This is a genomic window from Actinoallomurus soli (assembly GCF_024055715.1).
In the GTDB taxonomy this organism is placed as follows: Bacteria; Actinomycetota; Actinomycetes; order Streptosporangiales; family Streptosporangiaceae; genus Actinoallomurus; species Actinoallomurus soli.
Genome location: NZ_JAMXMV010000020.1, coordinates 53,570 through 78,010, shown reverse-complemented (window position 1 = coordinate 78,010; position 24,441 = coordinate 53,570). Strand labels below are relative to the sequence as shown.

At 70.8% G+C, this 24,441-nt stretch carries 20 protein-coding genes; 10 read left to right on the top strand and 10 right to left on the bottom strand.

All coding sequences use genetic code 11. From position 1 onward, the window contains the following. Positions 1–127: 127 nt before the first annotated feature. The 3 genes from NDW01_RS34455 to NDW01_RS34445 form a co-directional block, all read right to left on the bottom strand. Positions 128–547: an ATP-binding protein gene (locus NDW01_RS34455; RefSeq protein ID WP_252828531.1), complete on the bottom strand. Its 420-nt coding sequence runs from the start codon at positions 545–547 to the stop codon at positions 128–130. 387 nt (positions 548–934) lie between these two features. Beyond that, entirely contained in the window at positions 935–1,246 is a 312-nt protein-coding gene (locus tag NDW01_RS34450; protein WP_252828529.1) for a hypothetical protein, read from the bottom strand. Positions 1,247–1,876: 630 nt separating this feature from the next. Continuing rightward, a complete protein-coding gene (locus NDW01_RS34445) occupies positions 1,877–2,302 on the bottom strand; it encodes a hypothetical protein (protein WP_252828527.1) in 426 nt (141 codons plus the stop codon). Here NDW01_RS34445 and NDW01_RS44540 point away from each other — a divergent pair. Next, complete coding sequence (locus tag NDW01_RS44540) at positions 2,183–2,437, top strand: glycoside hydrolase family 3 N-terminal domain-containing protein (protein WP_406567788.1); 255 nt, start codon at positions 2,183–2,185, stop codon at positions 2,435–2,437. The genes NDW01_RS34445 and NDW01_RS44540 overlap by 120 nt on opposite strands. After that, positions 2,347–2,571 (top strand): fibronectin type III-like domain-contianing protein, encoded by a 225-nt coding sequence (locus NDW01_RS34440; RefSeq protein ID WP_256513829.1) that lies wholly within the window; start codon positions 2,347–2,349, stop codon positions 2,569–2,571. The genes NDW01_RS44540 and NDW01_RS34440 overlap by 91 nt, the downstream gene beginning before the upstream one ends. Positions 2,572–2,904: 333 nt before the next feature. On the opposite strand, the gene NDW01_RS34435 is transcribed toward NDW01_RS34440, so the two are convergent. After that, positions 2,905–3,960 carry a LacI family DNA-binding transcriptional regulator gene (locus NDW01_RS34435; RefSeq protein ID WP_252828525.1) on the bottom strand — a complete coding sequence of 352 codons (1,056 nt, stop codon included), beginning with the start codon at positions 3,958–3,960 and terminating at the stop codon, positions 2,905–2,907. A 205-nt stretch (positions 3,961–4,165) separates the two neighbouring features. Between NDW01_RS34435 and NDW01_RS34430 the strand changes: the two genes are divergently transcribed. From NDW01_RS34430 to NDW01_RS34395, 8 genes are all read left to right on the top strand, one after another. Further along, a complete protein-coding gene (locus tag NDW01_RS34430) occupies positions 4,166–5,440 on the top strand; it encodes an ABC transporter substrate-binding protein (protein WP_252828523.1) in 1,275 nt (424 codons plus the stop codon). A 7-nt stretch (positions 5,441–5,447) separates the two neighbouring features. Continuing rightward, positions 5,448–6,356 carry a carbohydrate ABC transporter permease gene (locus NDW01_RS34425; protein WP_252828522.1) on the top strand — a complete coding sequence of 303 codons (909 nt, stop codon included), beginning with the start codon at positions 5,448–5,450 and terminating at the stop codon, positions 6,354–6,356. Then, positions 6,356–7,165, top strand: a complete 810-nt coding sequence (locus tag NDW01_RS34420) for a carbohydrate ABC transporter permease (protein ID WP_252828521.1) — start codon at positions 6,356–6,358, stop codon at positions 7,163–7,165. Before NDW01_RS34425 ends, NDW01_RS34420 begins: the two co-directional genes overlap by 1 nt. Further along, positions 7,162–8,646, top strand: a complete 1,485-nt coding sequence (arfA, locus tag NDW01_RS34415; RefSeq protein WP_252828520.1) for an arabinosylfuranosidase ArfA — start codon at positions 7,162–7,164, stop codon at positions 8,644–8,646. Before NDW01_RS34420 ends, arfA begins: the two co-directional genes overlap by 4 nt. Positions 8,647–8,655: 9 nt before the next feature. Next, positions 8,656–11,322, top strand: coding sequence for a glycoside hydrolase family 2 TIM barrel-domain containing protein (locus NDW01_RS34410; RefSeq protein WP_252828519.1), 2,667 nt, complete (start codon positions 8,656–8,658; stop codon positions 11,320–11,322). Between the two features lie 64 nt (positions 11,323–11,386). Beyond that, positions 11,387–12,406: a galactose-1-phosphate uridylyltransferase gene (gene galT / locus NDW01_RS34405; RefSeq protein ID WP_252828518.1), complete on the top strand. Its 1,020-nt coding sequence runs from the start codon at positions 11,387–11,389 to the stop codon at positions 12,404–12,406. 178 nt (positions 12,407–12,584) lie between these two features. Continuing rightward, positions 12,585–15,593: a beta propeller repeat protein gene (locus NDW01_RS43590; protein WP_305883844.1), complete on the top strand. Its 3,009-nt coding sequence runs from the start codon at positions 12,585–12,587 to the stop codon at positions 15,591–15,593. A 37-nt stretch (positions 15,594–15,630) separates the two neighbouring features. After that, entirely contained in the window at positions 15,631–16,743 is a 1,113-nt protein-coding gene (locus tag NDW01_RS34395; protein ID WP_252828517.1) for a GDSL-type esterase/lipase family protein, read from the top strand. Positions 16,744–16,749: 6 nt separating this feature from the next. On the opposite strand, the gene NDW01_RS34390 is transcribed toward NDW01_RS34395, so the two are convergent. From NDW01_RS34390 to NDW01_RS34365, 6 genes are all read right to left on the bottom strand, one after another. Continuing rightward, the gene (locus NDW01_RS34390) at positions 16,750–17,982 is read right to left on the bottom strand and encodes an acyltransferase family protein (protein ID WP_252828516.1); all 1,233 of its coding nucleotides are present in this window, start codon (positions 17,980–17,982) and stop codon (positions 16,750–16,752) included. Between the two features lie 68 nt (positions 17,983–18,050). After that, positions 18,051–19,445, bottom strand: coding sequence for an ATP-binding cassette domain-containing protein (locus NDW01_RS34385; RefSeq protein WP_252828515.1), 1,395 nt, complete (start codon positions 19,443–19,445; stop codon positions 18,051–18,053). A gap of 1 nt (position 19,446) precedes the next feature. Then, positions 19,447–20,343, bottom strand: a complete 897-nt coding sequence (locus NDW01_RS34380; protein WP_252828514.1) for an ABC transporter permease — start codon at positions 20,341–20,343, stop codon at positions 19,447–19,449. Next, positions 20,340–22,445, bottom strand: a complete 2,106-nt coding sequence (locus NDW01_RS34375; protein ID WP_252828513.1) for a glycosyltransferase — start codon at positions 22,443–22,445, stop codon at positions 20,340–20,342. Before NDW01_RS34375 ends, NDW01_RS34380 begins: the two co-directional genes overlap by 4 nt. Further along, a complete protein-coding gene (gene glf, locus NDW01_RS34370; protein ID WP_252828512.1) occupies positions 22,442–23,578 on the bottom strand; it encodes a UDP-galactopyranose mutase in 1,137 nt (378 codons plus the stop codon). The genes NDW01_RS34375 and glf overlap by 4 nt, the downstream gene beginning before the upstream one ends. Continuing rightward, positions 23,568–24,431: a glycosyltransferase gene (locus NDW01_RS34365; protein WP_252828511.1), complete on the bottom strand. Its 864-nt coding sequence runs from the start codon at positions 24,429–24,431 to the stop codon at positions 23,568–23,570. Before NDW01_RS34365 ends, glf begins: the two co-directional genes overlap by 11 nt. Between the last annotated feature and the right edge of the window lie 10 nt (positions 24,432–24,441).

Here is a 24,441-nt window from a genome sequence, read left to right as displayed (position 1 = left end):
GAGTAGATACTTCGGCTACTTAACGCAGCCGATTCCCGGAAACTCGCCCAGACGGGCACTGTGACCCCATACCCGCAGCGCTCCAGACGGCTCCACACACCAGGGAACCTCCGTCGCCCATCACCGCCTACGGCCCGACGCGCGCCCAGACCACCTTCCCGCAGGCCGTCGTCGACCGGTACCAGCCGAGCCGCCGGTCGGACAGTTCCCAGGCCAGCGCGAGGCCACGGCCGGACTCGCCGTACTCGGTCGGCGGAAGAATCCTGGGAAGGTTGCCGGGGTCGGGATCCCAGACGGCCAGCTCCAGGAGGTCCGGTCTGGCCGCGTTCGAGACCCACACGTGGATCTCCTTGCCCTCGTACAGCCGTACCGCGTTGGTCGTCAGCTCCGTGAGGATGAGCCGCCCGGCGAATCTGGCATTCTCCGATAGACCCCAGGTGTCAACGGCCTGATCCACCAGATCACGGACGAGATAGACGTTCTCGGCGTAGGCGAACATCTTCAGATCGAACCTGCGGGGGATCTCGTACAGCCGGGTGATGTCCATGTGCGTCACGTCCTTCGGTCTGACCCGCCGAAAGACTGATCCGGCACGTAGACGCACGCCACAATTCCGGAGGCTCTGCAAAGGCCGAGCAGTCCGTGGCAGCGTCGGACGAGATCGACAAGGGCATGTCGTCGCGGGACCGGCCGCCCGGCGACCTGCGGCGCTGCATGCACTCGCGGCGGTTTGTCCCAACTCCGGATCGGTACGGCGAGGACGCACCGGGTGGCGAAAGTTTCCACTACGCGCCAGGAAGCCCCAAGATCGTCAAGCTCCGCGCCCAAGGTGGCCGCTGGTCCAGAATGACGCCTGGAACTGCGGACGCGCACTCGTGGTCAAGCCGCGGTTGCCAGAGCAGGCTGATCTTCGTATCCGCTCCAGATTGATCGGTCAGCCCGTCAGGCGCACGCGCCAAGGGGCGGGTGCGATCGACGCGAGGTCGCGGGCGAATCGGTCGGTGAGCCAGCGAGACGACCTACCCGGAGCGGTGATTCCTCTGCATCCGGAAAGCTGGGCATCGACCAGTTCCGCCGTCGCATGCTTGGACTGTTCGAAGTACAACTCGGCGCCCAAGGCATCGTCCATTGGGCAGCTGAAATTTCCGGACGGCCATTTCGGCGCCGCTTCGACGTCCTTGGCAAGGCGTCGCGCCGAATCGGCATCCCCCCGCGTCAACTCGGCACGGCAGGGGTGCTGATTCATACCAGGCAGCCAAACGACGATAACGCCGGCGGGGTTGGGGTGGACCGCGACCAGGCCCCTCGGGCGGGCACTGTCTGAAGCACGACGCACGATGCACGGCTTAGCATCGCCCACCGCCCGCACCATCGCTGACGGCGCCGAAGCCGGCGGCACGGCCACGACCGGATCTCCCTCACGCGCACCGACGAGCGAGCACCCCGCCCCAGCCGACGCGAGAACCAGAGACATGATCACTAACAGTCGTGGCATACCTCGACGCCTCCCAAGCCGGACAGCGCCCTGAACGCAACAGAGCGCACCTCCTTCCATTCTGGCGCTTCCGAGAGACCCTCCTACTCCATCTCGGCCCGAGCAATCACCCACTTGACGGTCCACCCCGCCATCAAGGTCCCCGAGACGGATCCGGTCTTGTCCACGGCGGCGGTCTGTCGCTCCTGACGCGACGACCTCGGGTTTCGGTCAGTGAACCATCCGTCTTGTGGATGGTCCGCATACACCATTCGAATAGCGGCTGGACCAGCGATTTCGTTTCCGCCGGGACCGAAATCGCCTGGGGAGTCTTGTCCGGAAGAGCCCGGTCTGGCTTACTCCGAGCAGCGGAAACGGCCTGGCCAGGCGATCGCCGTGGTTTCACCCCGCCCCGATCCGGGGCTCACGAATGGAGCACGATGCTCGGCAAGAGAACAGCGGCGGCCGCCGCGTGTGCGGCCACTCCGACTCGTCCACGGCGGCACGGACCCCGATCCGCACGGCGAGGCCCGCCCTCCTGTTGTCCCTCTCCTCCCCCGCCGCCTCGCGGTCGAACGAGGCGGCCAGTCCGAGCCGGGGCGGATAGGCGGTGGCGTCCTTGTAGACGTTGACGCCCTGTGCGTCGGCCTGCCGTATGTCGGGAATCCCGAGCCGGGGCGCGCCCAGGATGATGCCGACCTGGCCCGGATGCCCACCTGGGCGCGGAACATGACGACCTACGGCGAGGACCCTTACCTGGCCGCGCAGCTCACCGGCCGTGAGATCAACGCGCTGCAGAACACCGGCCTGATGTCGCAGGTCAAGCACTTCTGCCGCCGTACCGCAGATCTACCGTCGGTCCCTCCCCGAACCTGCCCGCGAGCATCCAGCAGGTGTCGCGCAAGCTCGTCCAGTTCGACCGGGTCCAGCTGCAGCCCGGCGAATCCCGTACGGTCCACCTGACCGTCGCGGCCCGCGATCTGTCCTCCTGGTCCGCCTCCGGCCAGACCTGGGTCCTGGGCACCGGAACCCGCACGGTCTACGCGGGCGACTCCGCCACGGACCTCCCGCTGTCGGCCACCGTCACCCTCCGCTGAATCCCCGTCCCGGCCCAAGGGCCGTCATGCCGCACGGCATGACGGCCCTTGTCATTCGCCTTGGTCAGCGCGGCCGTACGGGGCGTAGGTGCTCGACGACCTCGAACGATCCATCGGGCTGCGCGTACACCTCACGGTTCTCACGCTCGAAGAGCACCGGGAGGCGATCGGCTGTGAGAGCCTCGCCGACGCCATCTCGCCGCTCCCCGGCCCGCGCGCCGCAGCCGCGGCACGGCTGAGCCTCGGAGCCGCCACCGTGCTCATCGACGTAGGCGTCTCGGACGGTCGACCGCGTCGGCCGCACGGCCGGAAGGCCCCTCCGCGGAGCATGGGTCACCCGGAGTAGGGCCTGCGGGTGGTCATGCCCGAGCTCTCGCGGACGCGTAGCTCGTGCCTCACGGTCACCTCGCGCGGGGGCGAGTCGATCGCCTCGATGCGGTCCAGGAGAAGGCGCAGAGCCGAGCGGGCGATGCCTGCCTTGTCCGGGCTGACCGTCGTCAGGCTCGGCACGTTGTACCGGCCGTCGTCGATGTCGTCGAAGCCCACCACCGCCACGTCGTGCGGAATCCGGTAGCCCCGGTCGTGCAGCGTCCGCATCGCGCCCAGGGCCAGGGTGTCGTTGAAGCAGAACACCGCGTCCGGCGGGTCCTCCAGCTCCGTCAGGTACGCCGCCGCCTCCGCACCGTCACGGCGGTGGTAGTCCCGGGCCGGCACGATCAGCGACTCCTCCACCGGCAGCCCGGCCTCCTCCAGCGCAGCCCGGAAGCCCGTCTCCCGCAGACGCGACGTACCTTGAGCGTGGTCCGGCTGCGCGCCGATCGCGGCGATCCGGCGTCGGCCGAGACCGGCGAGGTGCGCGGTGGCCGTACGGGCGGCGGCGACATTGTCGATCGCGACGTGGTCGGCCGGTCCGGCCGAGACCCGCTCGCCGAGGAGGACCAGCGGTGTCGTGTCGACGCGTCGGGCGATGTCGAGGCGGTCCATCGCGACCGGGCTGAAGATGACGCCGTCGGCGAGCTTGGCCCCCATGCCGTCGATGACGTACTGCTCGCGCCGATCGCCGCCGCCGGTCTGGTCGATGATGATCGTGTAACCGTGCTCTTCGGCCGCGTCGACGATGAGACGGGCGAGCTCGGCGAAGTAGGGCTGATCGAGCTCGGGCACGGCGAGCGCCAGGATGCCGGTGCGGCCGCGACGCAGGTTGCGGGCGCTGATATTGGGCCGGTAGCCGAGGTCGGCGATGGCGCGCTGGACCCGCTCGCGGGTGCCGGCGCCGACGGCGGCGCCGTTGATGACGTTCGAGACGGTCTTGACCGACACTCCGGCACGGGCCGCCACGTCCTTCATGCTGGCCGAGCGCCGTCCCCGCTGCGGTGACGTGCTGGTCATGGCCGGCCCCCCGGGTATGTGTCTCCGTTTCGGGGACGAGAGTATATCGACTACTACATCGTTGGAAGTACGGTGCGCGCCATCCCTTACTACTACGAGGTGAGGGGTGTACATCGATTACCTTCGCGAGTATCGTCCCGGTAATTCCGGCCCGGCGATGGGAGCCGTGCCGACGGCTCATCGCACGTGGATGAGGGGAGACGCCGTGGACCTACGCAGGAAGCTCACCGTGTTCGCCGCGCTCGCAGCGCTGGGTACCGCCGCCGCGTGCGGCGGGTCCGGTTCGTCGGGCGGCGGCAGCGGCGGCACCGTGACCGTGTCATTCTGGAACGGCTTCACCGGTGGCGACCGGCCCGGTGTCGAGCATCTCGTCGACGAGTTCAACAAGTCGCACCCGAAGATCCACGTGAACATGCAGATCATGCCGTGGGACGTCTTCTACCAGAAACTGCTGCCCGCGTACGGCGCCGGCAAGGGCCCCGACATCACGGCGATGAGCGCGAACCAGCTCGCGGAGTACGCTTCCAAGCGGGTCTTCCAGCCCCTCGACGACGCCTTCTCGAGCGGCCTGATCGACAAGTCGAAGATCGTTCCCGGTGCCCTGCAGGCCGGGCAGTACGCCGCCAAGCAGTACGGCCTGCCGGCCAACTTCACCCCGCTCCTCCTCTACTACAACAAGAAGCTGTTCAAGCAGGCCGGCATCGCCGGGCCGCCGGCGAACTGGACCGAGTGGACCGCCGACCTGAAGAAGCTGACCAAGGGAAAAGGCCCCGGCGGCGCGCCGGCGCAGTACGGGCTGACCATGGGCACGCACGACTCGGTCGAGGGCATCCCGATCCTGCTCGCAGGCCAGGGCGGGGGTGTGATCGGCTCCGACGGCAAGACGGTGACGCTCGACAGCCCGCAGTCGGTCCAGGCGATGACGTACTGGACCGACCTCGTCCGTAACGACCACGTCATGCCGGTCGGCACGTCGGGCGCCGACGCCGACAAGCTCATGCAGGCCGGCACCGCCGCCATGGAGGTCAACGGACCCTGGCTGACGTCCTCCCTCGACCAGGCCAAGATCGACTACGGCGTCGCGATGGTGCCCGCCGGGCCGGCCGCACAGACCACGATCGACGACAGCGTGCAGTTCTCGGTGGGCAGCCGCGTGAAGGGCGCGGCGAAGAAGGCGGCCGAGGAGTTCATCGCCTTCTGGAACTCCCGTGACTCCCAGATCTACTTCGCCAACACGACCGGCTTCCCGCCCACCCGCACCGACATCGGCGCCGCCGACCTGAAGAACCCCAACGTCGCGGTGTTCGCCAAGTACGCGCCCAAGGCCGTTCCGCTCATGCCGGGCCAGACCCAGTTCCCGCAGATGCAAAGCGAGGTCATCGACCCGACGTTCGAGAAGATCCTCAACGGCAAGGGCGACCCGGCGACGCTCCTGAAGCAGGGCGCGACCCAGCTCCGGTCGATGGTCTCGGGGAGCTGACCGGTCCATGCGACGATCCGGTCTCCAGGCGCGCGGCGGCCTGTCGCTGCGCGCCCGGCGGCGTCTCAGCGCGTACGGCTTCATCGCACCGTCGGTGATCATCCTGGGCGTCTTCCTCGCCTGGCCGATGATCTGGTCCCTGCGCACCTCCTTCTACGACGCCTCGCAATTCGCTCCGCCCACGTTCGTCGGGCTCGGCAACTACCGGAAGCTCCTCACGGACGCGACGTTCCGCGGGGACCTGGTCAACACGCTGGAGTACGCGGCCGTGGTCACCCCGATCTCGGTCGGGCTGGCGCTGGCGTTCGCGCTGATGCTGAACCGGCGGCTGCGCGGCCGGTCGTTCTTCCGCGCCTCGATCTTCCTGCCGGCCGTGCTGTCCCTCGGCGTGATGGGCATCGCGTGGGACTTCGTCCTCGATCCCAACATCGGGCTGCTCCCCCGCTGGCTGCAGCACGCCGGACTGTCGCTCGGCAACGGTGTACACGACCCGAACTGGGCGATGGCGTACGTCATGTTCGTCGGGATCTGGAAGAACACCGGGTTCTACATGGTGATGTACCTCGCCGGGCTGGGCACCATCCCGACGGACTTCTACGAGGCGGCGGCGATCGACGGCGCGGGTCCGTGGGCGAGGTTCCGCAACATCACCTGGCCGCTGCTGTCGAACACCACGCTCTTCGTGTTCGTCATCGCGGCGATCGCCTCACTGCAGGCCTTCGACCAGATCTTCGTGATGACGCGCGGCGGGCCGTTCTTCAAGACCGAGACCCTCGTCTACCTCATATATCGCAAGGGCTTCACGGACTTCGACTTCGGGTACGCCTCGGCGGCCGCATGGGTCCTCGTCGTCCTGGTCTTCGCGATCAGCCTCGTGCAGAACTTCTACTTCAGCCGACGGCAGGTGAAGTACTGATGAGCCGCCGTGTACTGCTCTACGCCGGGCTGGTCCTGGCCGTGGCCGTGATCCTGCTCCCGGTCGTCTGGATGGTCTTCGCGTCGCTGAAGCCGGAGGCGGACATCACCGGGCATCCCGCCCAGTTGCTGCCCCAGCACCTCACGGGGAGCAACTACCGGGAGGTGACCCGGCAGATCCCGTTCGTGCGGCAGTTCATCAACTCGGTGATCTTCGCGGGCGGCGTCACGGTCTTCTCGCTGCTGTTCAACTCGATGACCGCCTTCGCCCTGGCCCGGCTCGACTTTCCCGGCAGGCGCGTGCTGTTCGTCGCGATCATCCTGTTCCTGATGATCCCGTACCAGGTCACGCTCATCCCGACCTATCAGATCGTGGCCAAGCTCGGGCTGATGAACACCTTCCCCGGGCTGATCATCCCGCGTGCGACGAACGCCTTCGGGATCTTCTTCCTGCGGCAGTTCTTCCTCGGCATTCCGCGCTCCCTGGACGAGGCGGCGCGCATCGACGGGGCCGGCGACTGGCGGATCTACGCACGGATCATCCTCCCCCTGTCCACACCGGCCCTGCTGACCATCGCCCTGTTCGACTTCATGTTCAACTGGAACGACCTGTTGTGGCCGCTGATCTTCACCACCAGCACGAAGATGGAGACGCTGCCCGCCGGGCTGGCCCTGTTCATGGGCCAGCACGTCACGCAGTACGGCGTGGTGATGGCCGGGGCGACGCTCACGACCGTGCCGATCGTGATCGCGTTCCTCTTCGTGCAACGCAGGTTCATCCAGGGCATCGCCACGACGGGACTGAAATGAAGACCGCCAATCTCATCCTCGACCCCGCTTTCCGCGTCGGGCCGGTACGGCCACGCCTGTTCGGCTCGTTCGTCGAGCACATGGGCCGATGCGTCTACACCGGCATCTATGAGCCCGGCCATCCGGACGCCGACGCCGACGGGCTGCGGCAGGACGTGCTGGCGCTCACGCGGGAGATGGGCGTCACGGTCGTCCGCTATCCGGGCGGCAACTTCGTCTCCGGCTACCGCTGGGAGGACGGCGTCGGGCCCGTCGAGGAGCGGCCGGCCCGGCTCGACCTGGCGTGGCAGTCGCTGGAGACCAACGCCTTCGGCCTGCACGAGTTCATGACGTGGGCCGACCGGGCGGGAGTCGAGCCGATGATGGCGGTCAACCTGGGAACGAGAGGCGTCCAGGAGGCCGTCGATCTGCTGGAGTACTGCAACCATCCCGGCGGCACGGCCTTGTCGGACCGTCGCGTGAAGAACGGGCGGGCCGAACCGTACGACATCGGCCTGTGGTGCCTGGGCAACGAGATGGACGGGCCCTGGCAGATCGGCCACAAGACGGCACAGGAGTACGGCCGGCTCGCCCAGGAGACCGGGAAGGCGATGAAGCTCGTCGATCCGAGTATCGAACTGGTCGCCTGCGGCAGCTCGAACGGGCACATGCCGACGTTCGGAAGCTGGGAGGCCACGGTCCTCGAGCACTGCTACGACGAGGCCGACTACATCTCTCTGCACGCCTACTACGGCCAGGACGGCGATCTGCCCAGCTTCCTCGCCTCGGCCGTGGACATGGACGCCTTCATCGAAGGCGTCATCGCCACCGCCGACCACGTACGGGCCAAGCTGCACAGGTCAAAGCGGATCCAGCTCTCCTTCGACGAGTGGAACGTCTGGTACACCGACTCCTTCGACGGGGGCACCTGGCAGCAGGCTCCGCGCATGAGCGAGGACCTGTTCAACGTGGCCGACGCCGTCGTGGTCGGGAACCTCCTGATCTCCCTGCTCCGGCACGCCGACCGGATCGGCGTCGCCTGCCAGGCGCAGCTCGCGAACATCCTCGCGCCGATCCGCACCGAGCCGGGCGGCCCTGCCTGGCGGCAGACGATCTTCCATCCCTTCGCGCACGTCGCGGCGTACGCGAAGGGCGACGCGCTGCGGGTCGTACTCGACACCCCGCGGTACGAGACGGCCAGATACGGCGATGTCCCGCTCGTCGACGCGGTCGCGACCCGCGACGACGAGGGCATCACGGTGTTCGCCGTCAACCGGGACGTCGATGAGGCCGTCGGCCTCACACTCGACCCCCGCGCCCTGCCGCCCGTGCGGAACGCCGAACGGATCGTCCTGGCCGACGCGGATCGGGGCGCCGCCAACACCGCGACCGCCCCCGGCCGCGTTACGCCCCGGCGCGGCGAGGTCCCGGTACGGCCTGGCGAGCCGCTGCTCGTCGAGTTGCCGCCGGTGTCCTGGAACGTCCTCCGGCTCACCATCTGAAAGGGAACGATGCATCTCACCCTCGACGGCACTTGGGACCTCATCGTCGGCGACCCCGGGATCGCCGGGCTGGCCGACGCTCCGTCGCGGCCCGTCACCGTACCCGGGCTGTGGGAGGCGGAGGTCGACCCGGCCCTCGACGGCGTTGCGTGGTACCGCCGAACCTTCGTGTGCGACGACCCGTCCGGCCGATGGACCCTGCGGTTCGGCGCGGTCATGGACACCGCCGAGGTCTACCTCAACGGCGTCGCGCTGGGCGCGCACCTCGGCGCGTTCACGCCGTTCGAGTTCGACCCCGGCGACGCGCTCGTCGCGGGCGAGAACGTCCTGGCCGTCCGCGTCACCGACCACGCCCTGACCGACCCGGAGCACCCGCGCACCGCGCATGGCAAGCAGGGCTGGGCCAACCAGGCGTTCCCCAGCCCGCCGAGCCTCTACCTGACCTACGGTGGCATCTGGCAGTCCGTCACGCTGCGCCGCCACGGGCCGATCGCCATCGAGGACGTCTTCGTGAACGGCGACCCCGAGAACCTGACCGTCGTCGTCGAACTGTCCAACCGCTCGCCGGACACCGTCACCGCCCGGGTCCGCGCGGGCGTACCCGGCGACGTGCGCGAAGAGGAGGCCGTCCTGCCGCCGGGCGAACACGGCGGCGTGACCATCGCCTTCGGCCCGGCCGGCGCGGCGCGCTGGTCGCCGGAGTCTCCGGTGCTGCACGAGGCGAAGGTCACGGTCACCGCCGAGGATGAGGTCAGCGACCAGCGGACGACGCGTTTCGGGCTGCGGACCATCACGGTCGAGGGCGACCGGCTCGTGTTGAACGGCGAGCCGTACCGCATGCGCAGCGCGCTGGTCCAGGGCTTCTATGCCGGCACTCTGTACGCCGAGCCCGGCCGCGAGGCGATCGAGGCCGAGGTCACCGAGGCCAAGCGGCTCGGGCTCAACACGCTGCGGCTGCACATCAAGGCGTTCGACCCGGTCTACCTCGACGTGTGCGACGAGCTGGGCATGCTCGTCCACTGCGACATCCCGGTCGCGGAGCCGATCGCGCACGGCGAGCTGGGTTTCACCGGCGAAGTGGCCGACCGGTGCGCCGCGGCAGCGACCGAACAGGTACGCCGCGACCGGAACCACCCGAGCATCGTGCTCTGGTCGGCGATGAACGAATTGGGGCTCGATCACGAGCCGTCCCGCGCGAGCGAAGGGTACGAGGGCTTCGCGCGGCGCCTCTACGCCGCCGTGGCGGACGCCGATCCGACCCGCCCGGTCATCGAGAACGACTGGGTGGACCCCGACCCGGATCGTGTCTTCGAGAGCCCCATCCTCACCGCGCACTGGTACGGCCGGCTGTCCACGGCGTACCTGACGGAGCTGGCCAGCAAGACCGCGCCGTGGGCCGCCTCGCCTCGCCCGTTCCTGGTGAGCGAGTTCGGCGACTGGGGCCTGCCCGACCTGGGTCCGCGCGAAGACTCACCGTTCTGGTGGTACGGCGCCGACCTGAGCACGGCGATCGAGCGGACGCCCTGGCCGAGGACGGTGGCGGCGTTCGTCGAGGGCACGCAGCGATACCAGGGCATCGCCGACCGGCTGCAGGTCGAGCTGTTCCGCCGCCAGGACGGCATCGCCGGTTGGTGCGTCACCGAGCTGACCGACGTGCCGCACGAATTCAACGGCTTGTGGAGCCTGGAACGCGCACCGAAGCCCGCCGCCCACGCCGAGTTCTCCCTGGCCTGCGCCGACGTCCTGCCGATCGTCGCGCGGACCACCTGGACCGTGACCGCGGGCGAGGCGGTGGAGGTGCCCGTCTCGGTGGCCAACGACGGCCCCGCGCTCTCCGGCGTGGTCCTCGAAGTCTCTCTCCGCGGGCGTACGGTGCGGTACGGCCCGGTGGACCTGCCCGCGCACACGGCATCGGAGGTCGCGACGGTCCGCGTGCCGGCGCCCGAGGTGGCCGGGACGCACGAGCTGACCGTACGGCTCGTCGGAGACGACGTGGTCGGATCGAACCGGTATCCCGTGCACGTGGTCTCGTCCGAGCCCGCGCGGGTCGCGGTACGGCTCGTCGGCGATGCCGGCGACCTGGCCGGGGCGCATGTCGTCACCGACGACACAGCGCCGCTCGTCGTGGCGGAGGACGCGCTGGACGCTGGGAGTGGCGCCCTGGCCGCCGAGGCGCTGGCCGCCGGGCGGGCGGTCCTCGTCCTGGCGCAGGACGCGGACCGGGCCCGGCACCTGCCGATCACGGCCGAGCTGACCGAGGTCGCCACCGCCTGGGGATCGACGCCGTTCCTGTTCACCACCGATTCGCCGGCGGTGCCCTCGCTGCCGCAGGCCACCGTCCTGTCCGTCGAGTCGATGTCGATCGTGCCGGACGTGGTGTGGACCCGGATCGGCGACGGTCCGTTCCCCGGACACGTGGTCGCCGGGATGTGGAAGCCGTTCCCGGACGAGATCGCCGGCACGATCATCGGGGAGACCCGCGTCGGGCCTGGCCGGTTGCTCGTCTGTCAGTTCCCGCTGCTCGCGGCCGTACGACGGGGCGACCCGATGGCCACGGCGGTGCTCGCGGACCTCCTCCGCCACCTCGCCGCGCCTGTTCCCGGGCTACGGGCCGAGCACGACCACCTCGCCGACGGCCGGGCCATCACCTACTACGCGACGAAGGACGCATCATGACCGAGCGAAGCGAGGGAATCGGCGAGCACGGCACCTTGGTCATGGAGCCGACGAAGGAGGTCCCATGACCGAGCGGCGATACGACCCGACCCGCGGCGAGTGGGTCACCTTCGCCACCCACCGACAGAACCGTACGTTCCTCCCGCCCGCCGACCAGTGCCCGCTATGCCCCACCGCGCCATCGTCCGGCGGGCCACCGACCGAGATCCCGCACGCGTCATACGAACTGGTCACCTTCGACAACCGGTTCCCGTCGTTCACCGCCCACCCTCCGGAGCCTTCGGTCGCCGGCGACGCGCTGACCCCGGTCGAGCCGGCGGTGGGCCATGCGGAGGTCGTGGTGTTCACCAGCGACCACGACGCCACGCTGACCGAGCTGCCGGTCGCCCGGCTGCGCGCCCTCGTGGACGTGTGGGCGGACCGCACGACCGTGCTCGGCCGACGCCCGGAGATCGGTTACGTCTTCCCGTTCGAGAACAAGGGCGAGGAGATAGGCGTCACCCTCCACCACCCGCACGGCCAGATCTACGGCTACCCCGACATCCCGCCGATCCCGGCGCAGGAGGTCACCGCCGCGCGGCGGTATCGGTCGCTGCACGGGTCGTGCGTGTGGTGCGATGTCGTCATCCGGGAGGAGAGTTCCGAGCGACTCGTCGTGACCGGCGACGCCTTCGCCGCGTATGTGCCGTTCTGGGCGCGATTTCCCTACCAGGTGTACATCAGCGCCCGCCGCCACGCTCCCGCACTGCCGTCGCTCACCGCACCTGAGAGGGACGACCTGGCGCGCGTGCTCAAGCAGGTGCTGGTCGCCTATGACGGCCTGTTCGGCTTCTCGATGCCCTACGTCATGGCGGTACACCAGGAGCCCGCCGTCCCCGGCTACGCCGACCTCACCCACCTGCACCTGGAGCTGTCGCCGCCTTACCGAACCGCCACCAGGCGCAAGTACCTGGCCGGCAGCGAACTGGCCGCGGGCGCGTACGTCACCGACCTGGCGCCCGAACGCACGGCCGCCGCGCTCCGCGACGTCCTCGCCCGCGCGGCGGCTGACGACGGCCACGACGAGGACCGCCCGGCCGCCTGAGCAGCGAGGCCGCGGCCCCGGTCGGCGAGACCCCGGGGCCGTGGCCGGAATCGCAGTGCCGGGGATGTGACAGTGACTGCGCCGCTTGACCGCTTTGCCCCGATAAGATTTCGCCACGACGCTCTGTGTGGAGGTCGGGTCGGAGTCGCCCTCCGGGCGATGGACGGAAAGGGTGCGCGTGGCCGGGCACAAGACGCCGGACGACGATCCGAACAGGGAGCCCCCGTCCGACGATCAGTGGTCACCTCCACCCCCGCCGCCCCCGGCCTGGGGCCCGGATCCGGCTCGGCCGGCGCTCCCGCCCTGGGCCGCGCCTCCCGCGCCGCCGTACGGCGCTCCGCCGCCGGGCCTGCCCGGCTCCCCGCCGTATGCGCCACCACCGGAAGAACCCCCGCCGTCCAGCCCTCCGGCGCAGGAGGACCCGCCAGAAGGACAGGCGCCGCCCGAGACGCAGGAGTGGGCGCCGGAGCCGGCGGCCGATCCGTGGCGGATTCCGCCGCAGCCGCCGTGGGACCCGGCCGTCGAGCCCTCCCCCGCCGTGTCCCCGCCTCCCCCGGATCCGTACGGCCCCGATGAACAGGAGCCGTCCGGACCGCGCTTCGCCGCCTACGACACAGGCGCAGAGGAACCACCCCCACCACGCTTTCCCCCCTACGACACGGGGGAACAGGAGCCGCCCGCGCCGCGGTTCCCCGCCTATGACGCGGGCGGAGGAGACCGGTCGACCGCGCTGGATCTGCCGCCGTCGGCGATGGTCCCGCGGTCCACGCCACGGCCGCCCGGCGGCCTCGGGCGCGACTCGCGGACGTCGGGGGAGAACACCGTCCGGTTCGACGAGCCGTGGCGGATGGAGACCCCCGGCCGGACGGGACGCCGGGGGATACCGCTGCGGCCGATCCTCATCGGCGTCGCGGGCGTGGTCGTCGCCGGGCTGGTCGCCGGAGGGGTGTACGTCCTCACCGGCAGCGACAAGAAGTCCGCGCCGAAGACGCCGGCGGCCCGGCTCGCGGGCCGGCTGTTCGCGGCGGACCCGGCGGCCGGTGCGGACGGGCGGGACCAGGAACTGCTCGGGGTCGCGTCGTCGGGTTCGACCGTGGTCGCCATCGGCGGCGAGGCCGACACCGCGGACTACCGGGCCGAGTTCCTCGTCTCGACCGACGGCGGCCGCTCGTTCCGGCTCGCCGGGCTTCGTACGGCCGACGGCGCCGAGCCCGCGTACGGTGACGTCCCGCGGGTGGTCGCCGGGTCGGGCGGCGCCTGGGTCGCGCTCGGGAGTTCGCACGCGGGGACGGCCGTGTGGACGAGCAAGGACGGCACGTCGTGGGTGCGGCAGCCGGACGCGGCGGGCGCGTCCTTCGGCCGCGACCGGATCGCGCGGGTCGCGCGGACGGCGAGCGGCTTCGTCGCGATCGGCGACACGTCGCAGAAGGGCGACTACAGCGACGCGGTGCCGGTCGTCTGGCTCTCCCCGGACGGCCGGAACTGGGAGCGGCTGGGCAACGACCAGCTCAGGATGTCGCTGTCCGGCGGCCCACTGTCCCTCGTCGACCTGGCGACCGTGGGCAACACCGCGCTCGTGTACGGGTGGACGACCGATCACAAGGGCCGGGTCGTCAAGGACGCCGTGTGGCGGTCCGCCGACGGCGGGCGGTCCTGGGAGTGGGTCGACGTCCCGCACCCGAAGGGCACCGCCGGTCCGGGCGTCGCGATCGGGGCGACGTCGAGCGGCTTCGTCGCGGGCCGGAACGGCAGCTCGAAGTCGGAGCGGTACGGCGTGATGATGACGTCCGCCGACGGGAGGCAGTGGCAGACCGCCGGCGAGATCCATCTGCCCGGCTACGGCGGTCTGCAGCGGCTGGCCGGGACCGACCGTGGCGTGGCGGCCCTCATCGGCGGCGACCGGAAGGTCCTGCTCGCCCGCAGCACGGACGGCCGGGCGTGGCAGAACGCCGGGGAGGTCCCGACGCCGTCGAGCGTCTCGATCCAGGGCATGGCCGTGACCGCGGGCGCGACCATCGTCGCCGGGCGGGAGGCCGGTGCCCAGGACGCGGACGCGGTCCTCGCGGTGCGCGATCCGCTCGGGCAGGAGATCGCGGTCGACCCCACCCGGATCGCCGGAGCGGTCGAGCCGGACCAGGCGCTGACCTCGGTGGCGACGGGCTCCCGGCTGAGCGTCGCGGTGGGCAGCACGAACGGTGACGCCGCGGCCTGGACGTCCGCCGACGGCAGGCGCTGGAGCCGGGCCCAGGCGCCCGGCCAGGTGTTCGCCCGGCCGGGGAAGCAGCGGCTCATCAGCGTGGTGTCCGGCAACGCGGGCTGGCTCGCCGTCGGGTTCGACGTGAACCACCCCCTGATCGTCGCCTCCGACGACGGGACGACCTGGCGGGCGGTCGACGGCGGGAAGGCGTTCGCGCCGGGAGACGCCGACCACGTCGCCACGTACGCCGCGACGGTCGGGCCGGCGGGTTACGTGATCGTCGGCGAGAACGGCCTCTCGGCGGGAACGTGGCACTCGGCCGATCTCAAGAGCTGGGACCGGGGCACCGGACCGGACCTCACCGGCGATCAGCAGGCCAACCGCTGGATGCGCGGCGTGGTCGGCGGCTCGTTCGGATACGTCGCGGTCGGCGGGCTGAACGATCCGGCGGTCAAGGACGCCCCGAGGGGCCGGCCGGCCGCCTGGACGTCGGCCGACGGCAGGAAGTGGACGCTGCACCGGATACCGCTGCCGTCCGGCGCCCTGGAGGCGTGGTTCGACAAGGTCGCCGCCGTCGGCAACGTCGTGGTCGCCACGGGGTCCGCGGCGACGGCCTCCGGCCGGAGGGCGTTCGCGTTCGTCTCGCCGGACGGCGGCGCCTCGTGGCAGGAGGTCCGGTTGCCGGCCGCCGGCCCGGCAGGCCCCGACTCCAGCGACCGCAACTCGATCGTCACCGCCGCGACCGCGACCCCGCGCGGGTTCGTCGTCACCGGCGCCGGCGGGCGGCTCGGCCGTTCCGACGTCGTGCTGTGGACCTCCCGCGACGGACGCTCCTGGACTGCCCAGACGCCCGAGGGAACCGGCCTGTCCGGGCGGGGCGACCAATGGCTCACCGGGATGACACCGCTGGGCGGCGACCTGCTCGCCGTCGGGGTGAGCACCGACCACCAGGGCGAGCAGCCGACGCTGTGGCGGAGGCCGTTGCCGTGAGCACCCCATCCCGGATCGGACAGAAGGCCGCGCGGTCGTGACCGGCCGCCTCCGGGCCACGCTGGCGGCCGTGGCGAGCGCCTGCCTGCTCGCCACGGCGGCGTGCGCGGAGGCGAGATCCCCTGCCGTCACCGAGCCCCGTCGCCCCACCCCGAGCGCCACGCCCCGTCCGCCACTGCGGATCATGCCGCTCGGAGACTCGATCACCGATGGGCTGCAGACGTCCGGTGGGTACCGCAGCGATCTGTGGCAGTACCTGACGGCCGACGGAAGGTCGGCCGACTTCGTGGGGTCGCGGGCGAACGGTCCCCCGCAGCTGGGCGACCGCAACGAGGAAGGCCATCCCGGATGGCGGATCCACCAGCTGGCCGTGCGGGTGCGGGAGTGGCTGCGGGTCTACCGCCCCGACGTCGTCCTCCTGCACATCGGAACGAACGACGTCATCCAGCGGAGCGCGCTGCCGCAGGCTCCGGCGCGGCTGGCCGCGCTGGTGGATCTCATCACCGCGACGCTGCCGGACGCGCAGGTGTACGTGGCCACGATCGTTCCGCTGGCCGATCCGGCCGGTGACCGGCTCGCCCGGCGGTACAACGCGGCGATCCCCGGCATCGTGTCGGCGCGGGCCGCGCGGGGCCGGCACGTCCACCTCGTCGACATGCACGCGGCGCTCACGAGGGCCGACCTGTCCGCCGACGGAATCCACCCGACCTACGGGGGCTACTCCAAGATGGCGGCGCGGTGGTACGCCGCGCTGACCGGCGTCCCGATGACGCGGTGGGAGGCGGAGAAGCCGGCGTACACCACGATCAACGAGGGCGAACGGCTGACCACGTCACGGGCGTCGGGCAACGGCAAGGCCGGGTACCTCGCCGCCCCGGACAGCTACCTGGAGTTCGCGCTCCCGCTGCCGAGCGGCGGCCGCTACCGGATGTACGTGCGCGCCGCCGACGGCATGGACGCCCCGTGCGGGCAGCTCCTCTCGGTCAACGGGCGGCCACGGGAACGGCTGGTCTACCGCCCGTACGGCTGGGACCAGTGGACCATCACCGCCGTCGACGTGTGGCTGAACGCCGGCCGGAACACGATCCGGTTCACCCGGCAGACCTGCAGCGCGGAGATCGACGCGATCGACCTGGCACCCGCCCGCTGACCCTCCTCAGGACGACGGCACCTCGGCGTCGTCCCCCGGATGTCGCGCCGCCGCGTCGCCGCGGGCGCCGTCCGGGGCCTCCGGGGGAAGGCCGTTCCGCCGGATCTGCGCCAGCGCGGTCTTCAGCCGGGTGCGCAGCCGGTGCTGTGCGGGGGCCTCGACGAGCCGGTAGATCAGGTAGGCCGAGACCAGCGCGACGGCGATCAGGACGCCGAGCACCGCCCACCGGCTCAGGTGCGGGTAGAGACGCGGAACGAGCGTCCGCGCGATCGTCTGGTGCACCAGGTACAGCGGGTAGGTGAGCATCCCCAGCAGGGTGAGGCCGCGCCAGCGCAACCACGCCAGCCGGTGCGTCGCGACGAGCGCCATGATGACGAAGACGAAGGTGACGCCGGCCGGGATGACGTACTCCGAGACGCCCGGCACGATGAAGTCGGGGAAGTTGTACTTCAGGTCGTAGTAGCAGCCGAGCGCCCAGGCGACGGCGATGAGCAGCCAGACGATGAGGTTGCTCCCGTACCGGTAGATCAGGAAGAACCCCATCCCGGCGACGAAGAACGGCGCGTACCGCCACAGCAGCAGGACCTTGGCGAAGCCGAAGTCGGCCTCCATCGCGAACACGCTGAGCAGGAGCCAGCCGGTCATGAACGCGACGCACCGGCCGTACGTGACGCCCCGCCAGACGAGGAGCGCGATGAGCGCGTAGAAGTGCAACTCGACGTAGAGGGTCCAGTAGACGACCTCCATGCGCTGGGACCCGACGCCCTCCTGGAGCATCGTCAGGTTCGGCAGGAACCGCATGACGGGCCCGTCGGTCCCCGGGCCGAACGGGACGTAGGAGCGGAAGGCCAGGTACGCGCCGAGCGAGAGGCACACGCTCACCCAGTAGGCCGGGAACAGCCGGGTGAACCGGGACACCGCGAAGTCGCCCACGCGGCGATCCCAGGCGCTCATCAGGATCACGAAGCCGCTGATCAGGAAGAACAGCTCGACGCCGAGGAAGCCCCACCGCGTCACCTCGCCCAGGCCGGGGAAGATCTTCCGGGCACTGCCGCCGGGCCATTCCGGCGCGGGCACCCCGGTGAAGTGGTGCAGCATGACGGCGGCGGCCGCCACGAAGCGCAGCAGGTCCAGCTCGCGAAGCCGTCCCGGCGGCCGTACGGGTCCGCGTGCGTCCTCGGTCTTCTTCGGCGCCGCGTCCTGCGCGCCGGCCGCCGTGGAACCGTTCGCCGATGGCATGGCGGCTCAGCCCTTGGCCGCGGACAGCAGCGCGGCCACCGCCGCGGACACCCGTCGTTTCGCGCTCATCACCGCTCCGTGATCCGCAGGATGACCTGCTCGTTGCCGCGCGTGTAGCCCTCGTAGCGGAACCGCAGGCCGGCCCGCTCGACGTACTCCGTCCACGCGCGGTACTCGTGCTCGCGCCACCCCGGGTAGCCGAAGAACTCGTCGAAGACGACGACGCTGCCGGGCCGCAGGCGCGGCCCCACGTGACGCAGGACCGTCCGCGTCGAGGAGTACAGGTCGGCGTCGAGGTGCAGGAAGGCGACCGGCTCGGGGTGCTCGTCGAGGAACCCGGGGAGGGTGTCCTCGAACAGCCCGACGACCAGTTCGGCGCCGAGCACCTCCGGGGGCGCGTCCACGGCGAAGGTGCCGGCGGGGAAGCCCTCCCGCCAGTCCTCCGGGAGCCCCTCGAAGGAGTCGAAGCCGAAGACGTTCTTGCCGTCGCGGGCCGCGGTGATCGTCCGCAGCGTCCGGCCGGAGAAGACGCCGAACTCCAGCGCCATGCCCTCCTGGCCCTCGGCGAGGGACAGGGCGTACTCGAGCGTCGCCTGCGGGTCGGACAGGGCCGTGGCGCCGGGCATGAGCTCCTCGATCAGCTCGGCCGCCTCGGCGGCCGCGGCCTTCTCCGCCTTGAGCGTGGCGGCGGCGAGCCTGGCCTCCTCGCGGCCCCGCTGCCGGCGCGCGGCGTCGAGGGGGCCGTCCGGCGGATTGAGGAAGTCGACGGCCTCGGTGATCTCGCCCTCGAACGCGACCCGGCCCTCGCGCAGCACGACGCCCCGCCCGCAGACCTTCTCCAACGTGCCCATGTCGTGGGAGACGATGACGAGCGTGCGTCCCTCACCGTGCAGCTGTTCGATGCGCTCGAGGCACTTCTTCTGGAACGGCGGGTCACCGACGGCCAGCACCTCGTCGACGAGGAAGACGTCGGGGTCGGTGTGGACGGCGACGGAGAAGCCCAGCCGCATGAACATGCCGGAGGAGTAGAACTTCACCTGCGTGTCAAGGAACTTCTCGATCTCGGAGAACGCGATGATCTCGTCGTACCTGGCCTGCGTCTCCGCCTTGCTCATGCCGAGGATCGCGGCGTTGAGGAAGATGTTCTCCTTGCCGGTCAGGTCGGGGTGCAGGCCGGCGCCGACCTCGATCAGGCCCGCGACCCGGCCGCGGACCCCGACCGACCCGGCGTCGGGCTGCATGACACCGGAGATCAGCTTGAGCAGCGTGCTCTTGCCCGACCCGTTGAGCCCCATCAGGGCGAGCGACTCGCCCTGCTCCACGGTGACCGACACCTCGTCGAGGGCCGTGAACCGCTCCGACAGGCTCTGACGGCGCGCGGCGCGTACGGTCATCTCCTTGATGGAGTGCGCGTGGCGCAGCGTGAAGCGCTTGGTCACGCCGTCGACGACGATCGATTCCACGTCAGAGCTCCTGGGCGAACCGCCGCTGCAGGCGGAAGAAGACCATCTGTGCCAGCCCCAGCAGCACGACGGCTGCGAGGAGGCTCCCCAGTCCTCGTACGGTCAGGTGGTCGGGGAACGCGTGCCTGCCGTCCGGGAACGTCGGGGTGCCGTCGGGCAGGTGCGCCTGACGCGGGTCGGCGGGCCACCAGAACGCCCGCTGGAACAGCAACGTCGCCGTTCCCAGCGGGTTGGACAGGTAGATCTGCAGGCCGAGGCCGTTGCCCGCGGAGTCCTGTACGGCCGTCCACGGGTAGATCATCGGGGCGGTCCACGGGATGACGATGTTGAGGATGTCGACGACCTGACCGAAGTCGCGGAAGAAGACGTTGATCCCGGCGAACAGCAGGCCGAACGCCAGCCCCAGCACGGCCACGATCGCCAGGCCGAGCGCCATCGACCCGAACGCGAGCGTGGAGGGCCGCCAGCCGCCGAGCAGTGCGCCGCCCCACAGGATCGCCATGCCGGGCACCATGTGCACGGCCGAGACCAGCGCCGAGGACACCGGGAACATCTCGCGCGGCAGGTAGATCTTCTGGACGAGCGGCGCGTTCCCGATGACGGACCACGTGCTGGTGATCAGCATCTCGGTGAAGAAGCTGACCAGCACCATCCCGGAGAACAGGAAGACCGGGTACCCGGGGATGGACTTGCTCATCTTCAGGAAGATGCCGACGACGAAGAAGTAGACGGCGAAGTTGACGGCGGGACGGACGTAGGACCAGCCCAGCCCGAGGAGGGAGCCCTGGTAGCGGCTGCGCAGCTCCCGGCGCACGAGCAGCCGCAGCAGGTACCTCCGCCGGGCGACGTCCAGCAGACCGCCGCCGCTCCCCGGCGCGGTCAGGGGCGGAACCGTCATCGCTCCTCCGGCCGGGTCGCCGCCTCGGACGTCTGCTCCGGCCCGATCGCCGTCTCCCGCCCGGTCACCGTCTCCCGCCCGGTCACCGTCACCGACCCGGTCGCCGTCTCGGACGGCTCATCCGGCCCGATCGCGGTCTCGGACGGCTCATCCGACCCGGTCGCGGTCTCGGACGGCTTCTCCGGCCGCGCGGCCGCCTCGAACGTCTCGCGCCAGCGCTTGGGCGAGGCGAGGTCGGGGATGGCGGCGCGGTAGCGGCGGCTCAGCTCCGGCCACTCGTACGCCAGGCGCGCGTGCAGGGCCGTGGCCCGCTGCAGCAGGGAGCGGAACCGCGCCGGGTCCCGCTGGTACCAGGCCGCCTTGGTGCCGTCGGCCGAGGTGACCAGGGCGCTGTCGTAGCGCGACAGCAGCCACCAGGACTGGTCGACGTGCGGCACGGCCACCTCCGGATGCCTCCTGGGGTGGGAGTCGACGGGCCGGGAGTGCCGGAGCACTCCGCCGAGTGCCGTCCTGACCAGGGCCTTGCGCCCGTGGGGAGGCTCGGGCTCGCGGCCGCGCCGGGGCGGCCTGCGCCGCTTGACCTTGGGGAACCTGTCGATGTCCGGCTTGGCCTGCGCGTCGGGGAACCCGGCGCGCAGGGCCCGCAGCTCGGCCATCTTCGTGGTCATCGACGCGTGCAGGTGCTCGGGGCCGCGCAGCGCGTCCTCGATGGCGAGAAGCATCAGCTCGGCGGTGGAGTACTGCATCGCCAGCGCGTGCTTGGTCGCGATGAACAGGCTCTCCTTGATCATGTTGCCGCCCCGCTTGTACGGGGAGTACATGAGCGCGGTGATGATGCGGTTCCGCTCGGTGAAGTACGCCTGCCAGTCGAGCGTGTCGTCCTTGGAATGCCACGGCACGTGCCAGACCGCCGCGCCCGGCAGCGACACCGTGGGGAACCCCGCCTTCTCGGCGCGGATGCCGTACTCGATGTCGTCCCACTTGATGAAGAAGGGCAGCGACAGCCCGACCTTGCGCACGATGTCGACCGGGATGAGGCACATCCACCAGGCGTTGTAGTCGACGTCGACCCGGCGGTGCAGCCAGGGCGTGTGGCGCAGCGGGTGCTCGGCCAGGTCGTGCCCGAGGAAGGTGTGCGCCGCCGGCGTCATCCACCAGCGGTAGCGCGCGATCGTCTCGCCGAAGACGTGCAGCACGGACCGGTGGAAGATGTCCAGCATGTGGCCGCCGACGATCGTCGGGGTACGGGCCAGGTCGGCGAAGGTCACCGCGCGCAGGATGCCCTCCGGCTCGACGGTCACGTCGTCGTCGAGAAGCAGGACGTAGTCGCTCCGCCCGGCGTCGAGGGTCTCGCTCATCGCGCGGGAGAACCCGCCGGAGCCGCCGATGTTGCCCTGGTCGATGAGGCGCAGCCGGCCGCCCAGCGACTCGGCGGCGGCCGCGAAGTCCGGGTGGTCCTCGACCCGGTCGGTGCCCTGGTCGACGACGAAGATCTCGTCGACGACGTCGAGCACGTCGCTCGCCTCGCCCATCGCCCGCAGCTGCTCGACGCAGAACTCCGGCCGGTTGAACGTCGTGATGCCGATGCTCGCGCTGCCCCGCGGCCGGTCGGAGTCGGCGCACCACTCGGCGCCGTCCAGGACGGCGTCGCGGTCGCCGGCGACGATGTCGAACCAGTACCAGCCGCCGTCGATGAACGGCTTCAGGGGCAGGTCGATCTCGCGGACCACGGTGATGTTCGCGTCGACCTCCACCTGCGTGACCTTCTGGGTGAGGCCCTTGCCGGTGGAGCGGTGGACGTTGACGATGGCGTCGCCGCGCAGCCGCAGCCGCAGCGTGACGCGGTCGACCACGCTCCAGCGCCGCCAGTAGCTCGCCGGGAAGGCGTTGAAGTAGGTGCAGAACGACACCCGCCGGCCGGTGGGCACGACGAGGCCGCGCCGGCCGGTGATCCTGGCCTCGGAGCCGGCCCGTGCGGCGGACCATCGCGCCGCCGCGCCGTTCCGGTCGGCCCCGCTCCATACGACGCGGCCGTCGACGTACAGGCTCACGACGTCCGGATCGCGTCGAACGGGCAGCACGACGCGCTGCAGGACCCTCATCCCGTGCCTCCGGTGAAACGCGGCCGCAGCCGGTTCTCGTACATGGTCAGCGCGGACGCGATGGCCATGTGCATGTCCAGATACTTGTAGGTGCCGAGACGGCCGCCGAACAGCACGTCCTTCTCCGCGCGGGCCAGTTCCCGGTAGCGGTGCAGCATCGCACGGTCGGCGGGCGTGTCGATCGGGTAGTACGGCTCGTCGGCGGGCCCGGCGAAGCGAGAGTACTCGCGCATGATCACGGTTCGATCTCCCGGATGGTCCCGCTCCGGATGGAAGTGCCGGAACTCGTGGATCCGGGTGTACGGGACGTCCTCGTCGGCGTAGTTCATCACCGGGGTGCCCTGGAAGTCGCCGGTCGGCAGGACCTCCAGCTCGAAGTCCAGGGTGCGCCAGCCGAGCACGCCCTCGCGGTGGCCGAAGTAGCGGTCGAGCGGGCCGGTGTAGACGACCGGGACGTTGCCGACGGCGTCCAGGTCGAAGAAGTCCGTGCCGAGCCGGACCTCGATCCCCGGGTGGTCGGCCATGCGCTCCAGCCAGGCGGCGTAGCCGTCCACGGGAAGGCCCTCGTACCGGTCGGCGAAGTAGCGGTCGTCGAAGGTGTAGCGCACGGGCAGCCGCGTGATGATCTCCGCCGGCAGCGCGCGAGGGTCGGTCTGCCACTGTTTCGCCGTGTAGCCCCGGATGAACGCCTCGTACAGCGGCCGCCCGATCAGCGAGATCGCCTTCTCCTCCAGGTTGGCGGGGTCGCTGATCTCGGCGGCCTGCCCGGCGATCAGCGCCCGCGCCTCGTCCGGGGACATCGCGCGGCCGAAGAACGCGCACATGGTGCCCAGGTTGATCGGCATCGGGTACACCTGGTTCTTGAAGACCGTGAAGACCCGGTGCCGGTAGTCGGTGAAGGCGGTGAACCGGTTGACGTACTCCCAGACCCGCTCGTTGGAGGTGTGGAAGAGATGCGCGCCGTACCGGTGGACCTCGATGCCGGTGGACGGCTCGGTCTCGCTGTAGGCGTTGCCGCCGATGTGGTCGCGGCGCTCGACGACCAGCACCCGCAGGCCGAGGTCGCGGGCGCAGCGCTCGGCGACGGTCAGCCCGAACAGCCCGGCGCCGGCCACCACCAGGTCAGCGTTCACTCGTCTCCTCCACGGGAGGCCGCTCCCCCGCGCCGCGCGGCGCCACGAACCGCCGGTACAGCGGCTTGCGGATCCAGGTCGGCGTCAACCGGTACCCGCCGCGGACGCTCACGTTGCGCGCGTACTGGGCGAGGGTGGTGAAGCCGCTGCGCCGCAGTTCGCGCTGCAGGCGCAGCTCGGCCCGCAGGAGCGTCAGCCCGCCGCGGCGCTCGTACGCGCCCTCCCCCACGCGGTAGTACACGAGCGGCTCGGGCAGGTTGACGACCTTGGCACCGCTCGCGATCATGCGCGCGAACAGCCAGTAATCCTCCATCAGCGGCATGTCGCCGTAGCCGCCCGCGGCCAGGACGGCGGTGCGCCGGTACACGATCGTCGGATGGTTGAACGGATCGTGCAGCCGCGCGTAGCGCGCGATGTGCTCCGGGTCGGAGACCGGCGTGCGGCTGCCCACGATGTCGTCCCGGCCCGTCCCGAACTCCAGCATTCCCGCGCCGACCAGGTCGGCCCCGCGTTCGATCACCGGCAGCTGCGTCGCGAAGCGGTGCGGCATGGCGATGTCGTCGGCGTCCATGCGGGCCACCACGTCGTACCGGCTGGCCGCCAGCCCGGCGTCCAGGGCCAGGCCGAGGCCGCCGTTGTGCTCCAGCGGGAGGAACGTCACGGGCACCGGGCTCCCCTCGGTCAGCCGGGCCAGGCAGCCGGCGAGCTCCGCCGGGACCGGCCCGTCCTGCACGAGGATCACCTGGTCGGGACGGCGCGTCTGGGCGTCCACCGAACTGCGGAACGCCTCGCGGACGCGGTCCGTCCGGTCCCCGCCGTAGACGGTGAGGAGAAGCGCGAAGGGTTCGGCCATGCGTCCGTCT